General features: G+C 62.1%; 12 protein-coding genes and 1 pseudogene. 8 read left to right on the forward strand and 5 right to left on the reverse strand.

The window, feature by feature from the left end; all coding sequences use genetic code 11:
* A partial coding sequence (gene cysC / locus NKJ01_RS11530) for an adenylyl-sulfate kinase (protein ID WP_352728022.1) occupies positions 1-761 on the forward strand: 761 nt, incomplete at its 5' end.
* 10 nt (positions 762-771) lie between these two features.
* Entirely contained in the window at positions 772-1560 is a 789-nt protein-coding gene (gene cysQ / locus NKJ01_RS11535) for a 3'(2'),5'-bisphosphate nucleotidase CysQ (protein WP_352728215.1), read from the forward strand.
* A gap of 126 nt (positions 1561-1686) precedes the next feature.
* Here the strand turns inward: cysQ and NKJ01_RS11540 are convergent, their stop codons facing one another.
* A complete protein-coding gene (locus NKJ01_RS11540; protein ID WP_352728024.1) occupies positions 1687-2163 on the reverse strand; it encodes a hypothetical protein in 477 nt (158 codons plus the stop codon).
* On the opposite strand from NKJ01_RS11540, the gene NKJ01_RS11545 reads away from it, so the two are divergent.
* Entirely contained in the window at positions 2155-4140 is a 1986-nt protein-coding gene (locus NKJ01_RS11545; RefSeq protein ID WP_352728026.1) for a putative bifunctional diguanylate cyclase/phosphodiesterase, read from the forward strand. The two genes, NKJ01_RS11540 and NKJ01_RS11545, sit on opposite strands and share 9 nt — an antisense overlap.
* Positions 4141-4239: 99 nt before the next feature.
* Positions 4240-4481, forward strand: a pseudogene (locus tag NKJ01_RS11550) (inositol monophosphatase family protein); the annotation flags it as partial.
* A 21-nt stretch (positions 4482-4502) separates the two neighbouring features.
* Here NKJ01_RS11550 and NKJ01_RS11555 read toward each other — a convergent pair.
* From NKJ01_RS11555 to NKJ01_RS11570, 4 genes are all read right to left on the reverse strand, one after another.
* The gene (locus NKJ01_RS11555; protein WP_352728028.1) at positions 4503-5645 is read right to left on the reverse strand and encodes a DegT/DnrJ/EryC1/StrS family aminotransferase; all 1143 of its coding nucleotides are present in this window, start codon (positions 5643-5645) and stop codon (positions 4503-4505) included.
* Positions 5646-5900: 255 nt separating this feature from the next.
* Positions 5901-6824, reverse strand: coding sequence for a carbohydrate kinase family protein (locus NKJ01_RS11560; RefSeq protein WP_352728030.1), 924 nt, complete (start codon positions 6822-6824; stop codon positions 5901-5903).
* Positions 6821-7267: an RbsD/FucU family protein gene (locus tag NKJ01_RS11565; RefSeq protein WP_352728032.1), complete on the reverse strand. Its 447-nt coding sequence runs from the start codon at positions 7265-7267 to the stop codon at positions 6821-6823. The genes NKJ01_RS11560 and NKJ01_RS11565 overlap by 4 nt, the downstream gene beginning before the upstream one ends.
* Entirely contained in the window at positions 7267-8493 is a 1227-nt protein-coding gene (locus NKJ01_RS11570; RefSeq protein WP_352728034.1) for an ROK family transcriptional regulator, read from the reverse strand. The genes NKJ01_RS11565 and NKJ01_RS11570 overlap by 1 nt, the downstream gene beginning before the upstream one ends.
* Before the next feature lie 269 nt (positions 8494-8762).
* Between NKJ01_RS11570 and NKJ01_RS11575 the strand changes: the two genes are divergently transcribed.
* From NKJ01_RS11575 to NKJ01_RS11590, 4 genes are all read left to right on the forward strand, one after another.
* A complete protein-coding gene (locus NKJ01_RS11575) occupies positions 8763-9740 on the forward strand; it encodes a sugar ABC transporter substrate-binding protein (RefSeq protein WP_502898064.1) in 978 nt (325 codons plus the stop codon).
* Between the two features lie 159 nt (positions 9741-9899).
* A complete protein-coding gene (locus NKJ01_RS11580) occupies positions 9900-10961 on the forward strand; it encodes an ABC transporter permease (RefSeq protein WP_023760534.1) in 1062 nt (353 codons plus the stop codon).
* A 2-nt stretch (positions 10962-10963) separates the two neighbouring features.
* The gene (locus NKJ01_RS11585; RefSeq protein WP_023760533.1) at positions 10964-11746 is read left to right on the forward strand and encodes an ATP-binding cassette domain-containing protein; all 783 of its coding nucleotides are present in this window, start codon (positions 10964-10966) and stop codon (positions 11744-11746) included.
* 233 nt (positions 11747-11979) lie between these two features.
* The gene (locus NKJ01_RS11590; RefSeq protein WP_352728036.1) at positions 11980-14448 is read left to right on the forward strand and encodes a glycogen/starch/alpha-glucan phosphorylase; all 2469 of its coding nucleotides are present in this window, start codon (positions 11980-11982) and stop codon (positions 14446-14448) included.
* Positions 14449-14453: the final 5 nt, after the last annotated feature.

A 14453-nucleotide genomic window follows, 5' to 3' on the forward strand; every position in this document is an offset into this window, starting at 1 on the left:
GCATCTGCAACATCTCGACGCGGACGCCGATCGCCTTCGATCCCTTCGCCGAGAACCGCACCACCGGCGCCTTCATCCTGATCGACCGCATCTCGAATGCCACCGTCGGCGCCGGCATGATCCTACACACGCTGCGCCGCGCCGAAAACATCCACTGGCAATCGCTCGACGTCGGCAAGCGTGTGCGCGCCGACATGAAGAACCAGCGGCCCGCGGTGTTCTGGTTCACCGGACTGTCGGGCTCCGGCAAGTCGACCATCGCCAACCTGTTCGAAAGGAAGCTGTTCGCCACCGGCCGCCACACCTATATCCTGGACGGCGACAACGTCCGGCACGGTCTCAACCGCGATCTCGGTTTCACCGACGCCGATCGCGTCGAGAACATCCGCCGCGTCGCCGAAGTGGCGCGTTTGATGGCCGATGCCGGCTTGGTGGTCATCGTGTCGTTCATTTCGCCGTTCAGCGCCGAGCGGCGCATGGCACGCGAATTGATGGCCGATGGCGAGTTCATCGAGGTGTTCGTCGACACGCCGTTCGAGGAATGCGCCAGGCGTGATCCGAAGGGCCTCTATGCGCGCGCGCTGAATGGCGAGATCAAGAATTTCACCGGCGTCGATTCTCCCTACGAAGCGCCGCAAAACCCGGAAATCCATCTCAAGACACTCGGCAAATCGGCCGAACAGATGGTAGACGCCCTGGAACACTGGCTGAACGAGCGCGACATTGCCGAAGACCAATACGACAGCGGCGGCGGCATCTGACGACAGGGAGGTGCTCGAAACCTTCGAGCGGCTTGCGCTGGCGGCCGGGCGCGAGGTGATGCGCGTGTTCCATGCCGGCTGTGCGGTCGACCGCAAGTCCGATTCGTCGCCAGTGACCGAGGCGGACCGTGAGAGTGAGAAGATCATTCTCGCCGGACTGCGCGCCGCATTTCCCGACATACCTTGCGTGGCCGAAGAGGAAGCATCCGCCGGCATCGTGCCGCCCAACCTGGACGGGGCCTTCTTTCTCATCGATCCACTCGACGGCACCAAGGAATTCGTCAACCGCCGCACCGATTTCACCGTCAACATCGCGCTTGTCCGTCACGGCGTGCCGGAGGTCGGCGTCGTCTTTGCCCCTTGCACCGGCCGCTTCTTTTCGGGCCTGCCGGGCAAGGCGGAATCTCTCGAAATCAATAGCGACTACCAGATCACATCCCGTCGGCCGATTTCGGTCAGAACAGCCGTGGCGCCGCTGGCCGTCGTTGCCAGTCGGTCGCACAACACGCCGGAAACCGAGGCCTATATTCGCGATCTCGGCGCCGCCGAAATCGTCTCGGTCGGTTCGTCCTTGAAATTCTGTCTTGTCGCCAGCGCCGAGGCGGATGTCTATCCGCGCTTCGGCCGCACCATGGAATGGGACACGGCAGCGGGCGACGCCGTGTTGCGCGCGGCCGGCGGCATGACACGCACACTGGACGGCCAACCTTTGCTCTATGGCAAGCGCAGGCAAAGAGACGACGAGGATTTTGCCAATCCGCATTTTATTGCCAGCGGGGCAGGGGCCAGCCCAGCTTGAGAAGGCCGGGCAGCTTACTCGGCTGCGGCCTGCGCTGAATTCAGGTAGTTCCATTCATCTTGAATGTCTTCACTTGTGCTTAAGGCGAGTGTGGCAACCTGTAGTTGTCAACGCTTGGGGTAGAAGTCAATCAGGATGTTTGCCAAATCCATTCGAGCGCGTCTCCTGGGCCTTTCCGGCCTGTTCTTTGTCGTGCTCTTGGCGACTGTGTCGCTCGCCTCGATACAGATCGATCTTATCGAAGATCTCGTCGAAAGCCTGAACCTGAAGTCGCTCCCGGCGGCGCGGATTCTTGGCGACATTAAAGCCGAGCTTGGCCGGCTTCGCCTCGCCGAGGCCACATCTCTGCCCGACGTTGCCGGTTTGGCGCCGGCGCGAGCACGCCAGCGTCTTCGGGATCTCGGGACCGCCTACTCGAACCTCGCTTTGTCGGGCGAGGAGCGACGCATGGCCGCGACCCTCGGCGTTGCCCTCGAGGCCTATCTGGCAAAGCTTGACGCATCGACGGACGCCGCGACGAATGGGGCCGCCGATGCGGTCCAACGCGACAAGCTGAGAACGCTCAGCGACGGGGTCTCGCGAGCGCTGGATGCTTTGAGCCATGCCGCCGCAACGTCCGCAACGAACGACGTCAGCGAGGCCGAAGGGGTTTCTGAATTCGCCATCGGGCTCATGGCAGGCATCGGAGCGGTTGGCCTGATCCTCACGGCCTGGATCATCCTGCGCCTCAAGAGGGGTCTGTCCGATCCTCTTGTCTCAATCGCGCGTGCGCTGTCGCGGCTGGCCCAGGGCGATAACGACGTCGTGGTTTTCGACGTCGCCAACCGCGACGACGAGATTGGTTCGATCGGAAGGGCTGTCGAGGAGTTTCGTGATAGTGTCGTCGCGCGACGGCGCATCGAGGCCGCACTCGCGGAACAGAACAGTCGCTTGGACGCAGCGCTGACGAATTTGCCGCACGGGATGTGCATGTTCGATGCACAGACACGCCTGATCGTCTGCAATACCCAATATGGCCGAATGTACGATTTGCCTGCAGACCTGATGGCTCCCGGCACGCCGCTCGATCGCATCCTCGAGCACCGCGTGTCGGTCGGCAACGCGCCGGTCGACATGGCGACGTACTTCGACGTCGTAGTAGCCTCTCGATCGAGAGGCGGAGTCGCAAGCGCCAAGATGGAGCTCACCGACGGCCGAACCGTCAAGGTCACATACAATCCCAGGCAGGAAGGTGGTTACGTCGCAACACACGAAGACATCACCGAGAGCGTCAGGGCCGAGGCGGAGATTGCACATATGGCGGGGCACGATGCTCTGACCGGACTGCCGAACCGTTACCTGCTGCATGAGAAGATCACCGACGCTCTCGTCCGCAGCCGCGCCGGTGAGAGCGCTGCAGTGCTTTGCCTCGATCTCGATCAGTTCAAGATGGTAAACGACACGCTCGGTCACACCGTCGGCGACTTGCTGTTGAAGGCGGTAGCAGAGCGCCTGACCGGTTGTGTTCGGGAGAACGACACTCTCGCGCGCCTGGGTGGCGACGAGTTCGTTGTCGTTCAGTCCGGCGTTGAGGGACCGGAGCAGCCTGAGGCGCTCGCCCGCCATCTCATTGACAGTCTCTGTCAGCCATTCGATCTCGACGGTCACCAGGTGGTGATCGGCACGAGCATCGGGGTCGCGCTTGGCCCGGACGATGCCGATGACGCGGGTCGCTTGCTTAAGCATGCGGATCTGGCGCTCTACAGGGCAAAGGCGGACGGTCGAGGCACCTACCGCTTCTTCGAAGCCGAGATGGATGCGCGGGCGCAGCGCCGCCGCCAGCTCGAGCTGGATCTGAGGCGCGCACTGGTTAGCCGCGAATTCGAGCTATACTACCAGCCACTGGTCGACGCTCAGACCCAGAAGGTGATCGGCTTTGAGGCGCTGCTGCGGTGGAATAATGCAGGTCGCGGTGTCGTCCTCCCGTCGGAGTTCATCCCGCTGGCCGAGGAGATCGGCCTGATCATTCCCCTGGGAGAGTGGGTGCTCCGGCAGGCTTGCGCCCATGCGGCTGCGTGGCCGCATGACATCAAGGTTGCCGTCAACCTTTCGGCAGTTCAATTCAAAAGCCACGCCCTCGTGCATCACGTGGCGCTGGCACTGGCGGATTCGGGCCTGTCGCCGGGTCGATTGGAACTGGAGATCACCGAGTCGGTGCTGCTCACCGACACGGAGGCGACACTCGCCGCGCTTTACAATATGAAGCAGTTGGGCGTGCGTATCGTCATGGATGATTTTGGCACCGGCTATTCCTCGCTGAGTTATTTACGGTCTTTCCCCTTCGACAAGATCAAGCTCGATCGCTCTTTCATTGACGGTCTGCCAGACGAGAAGGGAATGTCCGCGATTGTCAGGACGGTAGCCGATCTCGGCGCGAACCTTGGAATGATCACGACAGCGGAAGGCGTGGAATCTGCGGAGCAGTTCAGACTGGTGCGCGAACAAGGCTACACCGAGGTTCAAGGCTATTATTTCGGCCGGCCCCGTCCGGAGGGCGAAGTCCTTGGAATGCTTGGCTCCAAGATTGCTTTCGTCGCCTGATCGAAGGCCGGGCAAGACGATTCAGCGGTTCGTCTCAATCTTGTGCCAGGTATGGGCGGCGCAGGCCAAGTTTGCCCCATTGAATGCCGCCTTAGATGCGGCGCCGCCGAAATCGTCTCGGTGGGTTTGTCGCCAACGCCGAGGCGGGTCTCTATCCGCGCTTCGGCCGCACCATGGAATGGGACACGGCAGCGGGTGACGCCGTATTGCGCGCAGCCGGCGGCATGACACGCACACTGTACGGCCAACCTTTGCTCTATGGCAAGCGCAGGCAAAGCGACGACGAGGACTTTGCCAATCCGCATTTTATTGCCAGCGGGGCAGGGGCCAGCCCCGCTTGAGAAGGCCCGGCAGCCGGCAGCTTACTCGGCTGCGGCCTGTGCTGAATTCGAGCCGATATAGTTGCGGATCGTCTCGATGATGCGGTCCTGGTCGGCTTCGCTGAGATAAGGGTGCATCGGCAGGCAGAGGATTCGCTTCGGCAGGTCTTCCGACACGGCAAGGCCGGTCGGCGTGCGCGGGTAGTCGCGGTAAGCAACCTGGGCATGCAGCGGCTTCACATAGTAGATAACAGACGGAATGCCCTTTTCACCAAGATGCGCCTTCAACCCGTCGCGCTTCGGCGTCTCGATCGCGTACTGCGCCCAGGCCGAACGGCTGCCGTCCAGATTGCGGGCGGCGGTAACGATGTCGCCAAGTCCGTCCGCATACCGCTTTGCCACCACCTGGCGGGCACCCATCTCGTCTTCGAGAATGGCCAGCTTCTCGATCAGGATCGCCGCCTGTATCGTGTCGAGCCGCGAATTGATGCCGACGCGGACATTGTCGTATTGCGTTTCACCCTTGCCGTGGAAGGCGAAGGATCTGAGTTCCTCGGCCAGCGCATCGTCATTGGTGAACATCGCGCCGCCGTCACCGTAGCAGCCAAGCGGCTTTGCCGGATAAAAGCTGGTCGAGCCGACCGCGCCGAAGGAACCGCACATCTTGCCTTCGAGCGAACCGCCCATCGACTGGGCGGCATCCTCGATCACCATCAGCCCTTCGCGGTTGGCAATCGCCACGATCGCCTCGTAGTCGGCGGCAAGGCCGAACAGATCGACGGGAATGATTGCCTTCGGCTTCAGCCGGCCTTCCTTCTTGATCATGGCGATTGCCGCCTCAAGACTGGCAATGTCGATGTTGTACGTATGCGGGTCGACATCGACGAACACCGGCTCGGCCTTGGCCAGCGCCACCACTTCGGCGGTGGCGGCGAAGGTGAAGCTCGGCACGAAGACCGCGTCGCCCGGGCCAATCCCGGCCGCAAACAGCGGCAACAGCAGTGCATCCGTGCCGTTGGCGCAGGCCACGACATGCTTGGTGCCGATATAGGCGGCGAGCTTGTTTTCGAATTCGGTGACTTGGGGCCCGAGAATATAGCGGCCCTCATCGACGACGCGGTCGATCGCGGCCTTCAGCCGGTCGCGGATTCGTTCGCGCTGCGCGCCAAGATCGATGAATTGCATGTCGGCCTCAAAACGGGTTAGCCAGGTAACCGGCCGCTGGTACCAGAGTTGCGCCTGTCGAGAAAGCCGGACAGGCAGAGCCGCGAATTGCCCAGGTGTCGCAGTCTGTTACCTGTATTTCCGGGGATGTCTTCGCGAGATGCCGGAATTCCGGGCTTCATCAGGCACGGTCCTGCGCCTATTATCCCCGGCATCGGCCCAGCGAAACATAAAGTGATCGACGCGCTCAACCAATCTTGAGCACGTTCGGGCCGCTCAGGCGATCTCGTGCCGCCATGGTGGATTGGCGCCGGCCCGCGAGACCGTGACCGCCGCCGCCTTGGCGCCAAGCGCCAGCGCCTTGCCGATGGCATCCCTGGAAAGGCTGGCGATTGCCGTCTTCGTCAGCAGGCCTTGTTCATGCAACGAGGCGAGGATCCCCGCGTTGAACGTGTCGCCGGCGCCGACCGTGTCGACCACCTCGACCCTTTCCGGCATCACCGTGACGGCGTGCTGCTTGCTGTACCCGACGGCGCCTTCGCTGCCGTGCGTGACGACGATCAGCTTGGGACCGCGGTCCAGCCAGTTGTGGATGACATCCTCATGCGAGCCGCCTTCGCCGAACCAGTTCAAATCTTCGTCCGACAGTTTCACGATATCGGCCATCGCCATCATGGTGCGGATGCGACTGAGGTGCTTGGCCTTGTCGGGGATGAAGTTCGGCCGGATGTTGGGATCGAGCATCATGACACGGCTTCCATGCTCGCGCCGCATCAACTCTTCATAGGCACTGCCGGCGGGCTCAGAGATCAGGCTGATGGCGCCGAACAGCATGGCTTCGATCTCGCTGCCGAGCTGTGGCAGATCGTCGATGGTGAGCATCCGGCCAGCGGTGTTCTCGTCATAGAAGGTGTAGGTCGCCTGGCCGTTGGTGAGCTTGACGAAGGCCAACGTGGTCGGTCGTGGCGAGGTGTGTGCATAGGTGGAACTGACCTTGCTCGCCTCGAGCGCATCCCTGAACTGACCGCCGAATAGATCCGACGACAGTCCGGAAAAGAAGCCGGCCGGCGCGCCGAGCCGACCAAGTGCGATCGCCGTGTTGAACACGGCGCCGCCGACATAAGGTGCAAAAGCCGGCTCGCCCGCCGTCGTCGTGCGCGGCAGCATATCGATCAGGGCTTCGCCGCAGCATAGGATCATGGCTTCCTGGTCTCCGGCGGATAGATCACGCCCTTGCGAATGATGATATTGGCATAGAGCCGCGGCTCGCTTGTCGCGACGATGGCATGCGCCGATTTGACCCGTGCATAGAAGTCGGCGCCAGCCAGTGCAACCACTTTGCGGCCCGGCGCGCGTCTGGCGCAGGTAGCCTCGATCTCCTGGTGGACAGGATCGGCAAGCGAGGGATCGCCTTTGACGGAGGCGCGAAACAGCGCCTCGGGTACAACGTCATCGACAGGCAAGACGCTCAATATCGCATCGAGCATCGGGATAAGATCGTGACCGTCGGCCCGCACCAACCGGGTCGCCTGTTGCTCGGCCGGATAATTTCCGTCGACAAGGGCGATTTCGTCGCCATGGCCCATGCCGCGCAGGATCGCCAGAAGCTCCGGACCGAGCAGCGCCGGGATTCCGATCAACATCAGGCGCTCCTGGAAATCGTCGTCGAGCCAATCAGGAAGCGTTCGGAAAGTGGCAGGCTGGCGCCGCCGAGCGCCCTGGCATGAATGCCGACGGTTCCCTCGCGAACGGCGGGCAGCTTCAAGCCTTCGCCGTCGATCGTGGCGATGGCCGCGATGATGGCATCGACCAACCGGCGGCGCACGGCCTTCGGCATCCATCCGTCGATGACCGCCGCTTCGAAATCGATGACCGAGGACGCGGCGACGATCGCGTAGGCCAGCGCCCGCGAAGCACTGGCGATCCAGTCGTCGAGTTCGGCGCCGATCTCGCCCCAGTCTTCCGGCGATGTCCACAGATGCGAGGCCTCGACGCCGCGCGCATTGAGCGCCTTTTCGAGCATGGCAATGGACGCCACGTCAATCAATTGGGTCGGCTTGCCGTCCGGCCCTGGCACGGGCATCGAGCCGAGTGCGCCGGCATTGCCGGTCGGGCCGCCAAACAGCCGGCCATTCAGCACGATGCCGCCACCGGCAAAGGCGCCGATATAGAAGTAGACGAAGTCACGCGCAGCGCCCGCCTGACCGAAGACGAGTTCGGCGCCGCAGGCTGAAGTAGCGTCGTTCTGCAAGTAGACCGGGAAATCGCATTGCGCCTGGATGTCGCCCCTGATGTCACGATGACGCCATTCGTCCATGACGTCGCGCGGGGCGCCGGCGGTATCGGCCCAGTTCCACAATTCGAACGGCATGGCGATACCGAGCCCGGCGATGCGCTTGTCCTGTGCGGGCGTCAGTTCGCCACGCATCTGCCGCATGCCGTTGCTTACGAAGTCCACCGTCTCGCGTGGCGCCGGGTAGCGGTATGAATGCTGCAGCATCGAGCGCACATTACCGAGAAAGTCGATCAGCACGAGTTCGGCGCTGCGCCGCCCGATTTTCAGGCCGATGAAGAAAGCGCCTTCGGGATTGAGCGCCATCGGGATGGAGGGCTGGCCGATCTTGCCGCGCAACGGCGCCTGGCGCAGCAGAAGGTTCTCTTCCTCCAGTTCGCGCATGATGACCGAAACCGTCTGCGCCGAAAGTCCGGTCATGCGGGCGATGTCGGATTTCGCCAGGCTGCCATGCTGACGCACCAGCGAGAGCACCAACCGCTCGTTGTGGTCGCGCATGCCACTTTGGTTGGTGCCGCGGTGAATGAGGCTGTCATTCATCTCGGGCGAACCGTGCCTCACAATGGCGGTTTCCACCCTGTTCCTCCCGTCGTTACCCTTCAAGGCTTTTCGGGCCAGAATGGGTGAACGAAGCATGGCTGTCAATAATAAATAAGAGTGATTTAATTATTGACAGAAGCCTCGGGCTGGTGTCTGTTGAGACAGCGTCCACGCTGGGAGAAATTCGATGGACGCGCCGCAGGTGCCGGTTGGCCGGCATCCGGAATGGTTCCACTGGGAGGAAGATCGTGACCAATACAAAACTGTTGAAATCGACCGTGTTTGCCGCCGCGGCTCTGAGCCTGATGGCGTTTGCCTCGTCCGCATCCGCGGCCGGTGTCGGTGCCTGCCTGATCACAAAGACCGACACCAATCCCTTCTTCGTCAAGATGAAGGAAGGCGCGACGGCGAAGGCCAAGGAACTCGGCGTCGACCTTAAGACCTACGCCGGCAAGATCGACGGCGACAGCGAGAGCCAGGTCGCGGCGATCGAAAGCTGCATCGCCGACGGCGCCAAGGGTATCCTGATCACGGCATCCGACACCAAGGGCATCGTGCCAACCGTGAAGAAGGCGCGTGACGCCGGTCTGCTGGTGATCGCACTCGACACGCCCCTCGATCCGATCGACGCCGCCGACGCGACTTTTGCAACGGACAATCTCGAAGCCGGTAAGCTGATCGGCGCCTGGGCCGCCGCTACACTCGGCGACAAGGCCAAGGACGCCAAGATCGGCTTCCTCGACCTGACCCCCTCGCAGCCGACCGTCGATGTGCTGCGCGACCAGGGCTTCATGATGGGCTACGGCATCGACGTGAAGGATCCCAACAAGATCGGCGATGAGGACGATGCGCGCATCGTCGGCCACGACGTCACCAACGGCAACGAGGAGGGTGGCCGCAAGGCGATGGAGAACCTTCTGCAGAAGGACAACACCATCAACGTGATCCACACCATCAACGAGCCCGCAGCTGTCGGCGCCTACCAGGCGCTCAAGGCCGTCGGCCTTGAAAGCCAGGTGCTGATCGTTTCCGTCGATGGCGGCTGCCCCGGCGTGAAGTCGGTGGCCGAAGGTGTCATCGGTGCCACGTCGCAGCAATATCCGCTGCAGATGGCGGCACTTGGCATCGAGGCGATCGCAGCTTTCGCCAAGGACGGAACCAAGCCGAAGCCGACCGAAGGCAAGAATTTCTTCGACACCGGCGTCAACCTGGTGACCGACAAGCCGGCCACCGGCGTGAAGTCCATAGACACCAAGGAAGGCCTCGCCAAGTGCTGGGGCTGATGCCGGTCTGACCGGCAACAACCGAACCTGAGCGGTCGGGGCTTGATCCCCGGCCGCTTCGGGTGGACGATGGTCGCGTGACCGCGAACAATCCCGGCAGCAGACCGGATAAGCGTGGACGGGCGTCGGCGTTTGGCTGCAGCCCCACGGGGAGGAAATATGGCTCAAGCTCAAGAATTCGAGAAAGTTCTCTCGGGCAGCGACACCAGCGTAGCCGCTTTTGACGAGCACAAATCGGCCGTCAAGCGCATCCAGCATTTCCTGCATTCGACTCCGGCCGCAGTGCCGTTGATCGTGCTGGTTCTGGCAATCATCGTCTTCGGCATCACCATCGGAGGGCGGTTCTTTTCGTCCTACACGCTGACGCTGATCCTGCAGCAGATTGCCATCGTCGGCATTCTCGGCGCCGCGCAGACGCTGGTCATCCTGACCGCCGGCATCGACCTGTCGATTGGCGTCATCATGGTGATTTCAGCGGTGATCATCGGCAATTGCGCGGTCAGTTACGGTATGCCCAGTGTGCTCGCCGTGGCGATCGGGCTTGCCGCCGGCGCGGCCTGCGGGCTGCTCAACGGGCTGCTGGTTGCCTACATGAAGCTGCCGCCCTTCATCGTGACGCTTGGCACCTGGAACATCGTCATGGCCACGAATTTCATCTATTCGGCCAATGAGACGATCCGCGACACCGACGTCGACAACCAGGCACCGCTGCTGCATCTGTTCGCCCTTAGCTTTAAAGTTGGGACCGCGGTGCTGACGCTCGGGGTCATTGCGACAGTCTTGCTTGTGATGATCCTCTGGTACGTGCTCAATCACACGGCATGGGGCCGCCATGTCTACGCCGTCGGCGACGACCAGGAAGCGGCGAAGCTGTCGGGTATCCAGACCAAGAAGGTGCTGGTGACGGTCTACACCCTTGCCGGGTTGATCGCAGCTTTCGCGGCCTGGGTCTCGATCGGCCGCAACGGGTCGATCTCGCCGTCCGCCGCCGTTACCGACTACAATCTGCAGGCGATCACCGCGACGGTGATCGGCGGTATTTCTCTGTTCGGCGGACGCGGCTCGATCCTGGGCACGCTGTTTGGCGCGATGATCGTCGGCGTCGTCTCCATGGGCCTCAACATGCTGGGCGCCGATCCGCAATGGAAAGTGCTGCTCACCGGTGTGCTGATCATCGGCGCCGTGGCTGTCGACCAATGGATCAGAAAGGTTTCGGCATGACCATGACTCAGGAACCCATCCTCACCGCTCGTGGCCTGATCAAACGCTATGGCCGCGTCACCGCTCTCGACAATGCGGACTTCGACCTCTACCCAGGCGAAATCCTCGCCGTCATAGGCGACAATGGTGCCGGCAAGTCGTCGCTCATCAAGGCGATTTCCGGCGCGGCCGTGCCCGACGAAGGGGAGATTCGGCTTGAAGGCAAACCCGTCGCCTTCAAATCGCCGATGGAGGCCCGCGAAGCCGGCATCGAGACCGTCTATCAGAATCTGGCGCTGTCGCCGGCGCTGTCGATCGCCGACAATATGTTCCTTGGCCGCGAGATCCGCAAACCGGGTTTTCTGGGCGACTGGCTTCGTATGCTCGACCGTCCGGCGATGGAAAAGCGCGCCCGCGACAAGCTCACCGAACTTGGCCTGATGACCATCCAGAACATCTCCCAGGCGGTGGAAACGCTCTCAGGCGGCCAGCGCCAAGGCGTGGCGGTGGCGCGCGCCGCCGCATTCGGCAGTCGTGTCGTGATCATGGATGAACCGACGGCAGCCCTTGGCGTCAAGGAAAGCCGCCGCGTGCTCGAACTGATCCTCGACGTCAAGAAGCGCGGCCTGCCGATCGTGCTCATCTCGCACAACATGCCGCATGTCTTCGAAGTGGCCGACCGCATTCACATCCACCGGCTGGGTCGTCGCCTCTGCGTCATCGATCCCAAGCAATATACGATGTCCGATGCCGTGGCTTTCATGACCGGTGCAAAGGTTCCGCCCGAGGCAGCGCTCGCGGCTTGAGGCATGTGGCCAAAGTGCGTGACGGTTTTGGGACAACGACAGGCACGGAACAAGAATTTGAAGCGCGATGCGCAGATCGTCTCAGCGCGCCGCGCTTGAAATTGTCAAATTGCCGCAGGGTAAAGCAAGCATGGGCTGATCTAAATCGATTGAACATGAAGCGGTATCGGCTAGCATGGGCTGGGAGGAACGATGAAAGCCGGTATGATCATGGCAACCGCACGAGAGGCAGCATGACGAGCGCGATGACATCCGAACCCCTCCCGCCACTGCTCGAAAATCCTGATCCAGAGACGCTCGCAAGGGAAGTCTTGATGGCCCTCAAATATCGGGTCGGCAAGGATACCACGGTCGCGACCCAATACGACTGGCTGACCGCCTCGATCAAGGTCGTGCGCGACCGCATCGTCGACCGCTGGATGCAGGCGACGAAGGAGGCCTATGACCAGAAGGAAAAGCGAGTCTATTATCTGTCGCTGGAGTTCCTCATCGGCCGGCTGATGCGCGATGCCTTCTCCAATCTCGGTCTGATGGACAATATGCGCGAGGCGTTGTCGTCGCTGGGCGTCGATCTCGATCTCATCGCCGCGCTCGAGCCTGATGCGGCACTCGGCAATGGCGGCCTCGGCCGGCTTGCCGCCTGCTTCATGGAAAGCATGGCGACCGTCGACATCCCCGCGCATGGCTACGGCATTCGTTACGCCAACGGCATGTTCCGCCAGGAGATTCACGACGGCTGGCAGGTCGAATTGCCCGAAACCTGGCTCGATCACGGCAACCCGTGGGAGTTCGAACGCCGCGAACGCTCGTTCGAGGTCGGGTTCGGTGGTTCGGTGGAATCGATCACCTCGAAGGATGGCCGACTCGATCGCCATGTCTGGAAGCCGACCGAGCATGTGCTGGCCGTCGCCTATGATACGCCCGTGGTCGGCTGGCGGGCCAATCGCGTCAACACCCTGCGGCTCTGGTCGGGCATGCCGGTCGATCCGATCCTGCTCGACAAATTCAATGCCGGCGACCATATCGGCGCGCTTGCCGAAAGCAACAAGGCCGATGCCTTGTCGCGCGTTCTCTATCCCGCCGATTCCCACAAGGCCGGGCAGGAACTGCGGCTCAGACAGGAGTACTTTTTCTCCACCGCCTCGCTGCAGGACATCGTCCAGCGGCATCTCAGCCAGTATGGCGACCTGAAATCGCTGCCCGACAAGGCTGCGATCCACCTCAACGACACCCACCCGGCCATCGCTGTGCCTGAACTGATGCGCCTGTTGATGGATGTCCACGGCATGGATTTCGATCAGGCCTGGGATACCACCAAGCGCACCTTCGGCTACACCAACCACACGCTGCTGCCCGAGGCGCTGGAAAGCTGGCCGGTGCCGCTGTTCGAGCGGCTTTTGCCGCGCCACATGCAGATCGTCTACGCCATCAATGCCGAAGTGCTGCTTGAGGCGCGCGCGTCCAACCAGTTCTCGGACGAGCAGATCAGCCGCATCTCGCTGATCCAGGAAAATGGCGACCGCCGGGTGCGCATGGGCAATCTGGCCTTTGTCGGCTCGCATTCGATCAATGGCGTTTCGGCTCTGCACACCGACCTGATGAAGGAGACGGTGTTTGCCGACCTGCACAAGCTCTACCCCGATCGCATCAACAACAAGACCAACGGCATCACGCCACGGCGCTGGCTGATCCAGTGCAACCCCGGCCTGACGTCGCTCGCCCGCGAGGCGATCGGCGATCGCTTTCTCGACGACATCGACGCTATCAAGGATCTCGATGGCTTCGCCGGCGACGCCGCGTTTCGCGACAAGTTCGCCGCCGTCAAGCGCGCCAACAAGGCGCGGCTGGCCAACCTCGTCGCCGACCGTCTCGGCATCAAGGTCGACCCCTCGGCGCTGTTCGACATCCAGATCAAGCGCATCCACGAATACAAGCGCCAGCTCCTGAACATCCTCGAGGCGATCGCGCTTTACGATCAGATCCGCTCGCATCCCGAGCGTGACTGGATGCCGCGCGTGAAATTCTTCGGCGGCAAGGCGGCGCCCAGCTATCACAATGCCAAGCTGATCATCAAACTCGCCAACGACGTCGCCAAGGTCATCAACCGCGACCCGGCGGTGCGCGGCTTGCTGAAGGTGGTGTTCGTGCCGAACTACAATGTCAGCCTGGCCGAGATCATGATGCCGGCTGCCGACTTGTCGGAGCAGATCTCGACCGCCGGCATGGAAGCGTCCGGCACTGGCAACATGAAGTTCGCCCTGAACGGCGCGTTGACCATCGGCACGCTCGACGGCGCCAATGTCGAGATCAAGGAGTGCGTCGGCGACGACAATATCTTCATCTTCGGCCTGACCACCGCCGAGGTCGCAGAGCGGCGAAACAACGGCTACAACCCGCGCGCTGTCATCGAAGGATCATCCGAGCTGGCGCAAGCAGTTGCGGCTGTTTCGTCAGGTGTCTTTTCGCCGGACGATCCAGAGCGTTACCGCGACCTTATCGACGGTCTCTACAGCAGCGACTGGTTCATGGTTGCTGCCGATTTCGATGCCTATGCCGCCGCCCAGCGTGAGGTCGATGCAGTCTGGCGCAACAGTCCCGACTGGTACGCCCGGGCAATCCGCAACGTTGCGCGTGTCGGCTGGTTCTCCTCCGATCGCACCATCCGTCAATATGCGAAAGAAATCTGGAACGTGCCTGTCTGATGTGA

Origin of the sequence: Mesorhizobium sp. M0276 (genome assembly GCF_040321755.1) — a bacterium.
In the GTDB taxonomy this organism is placed as follows: Bacteria; Pseudomonadota; Alphaproteobacteria; order Rhizobiales; family Rhizobiaceae; genus Mesorhizobium.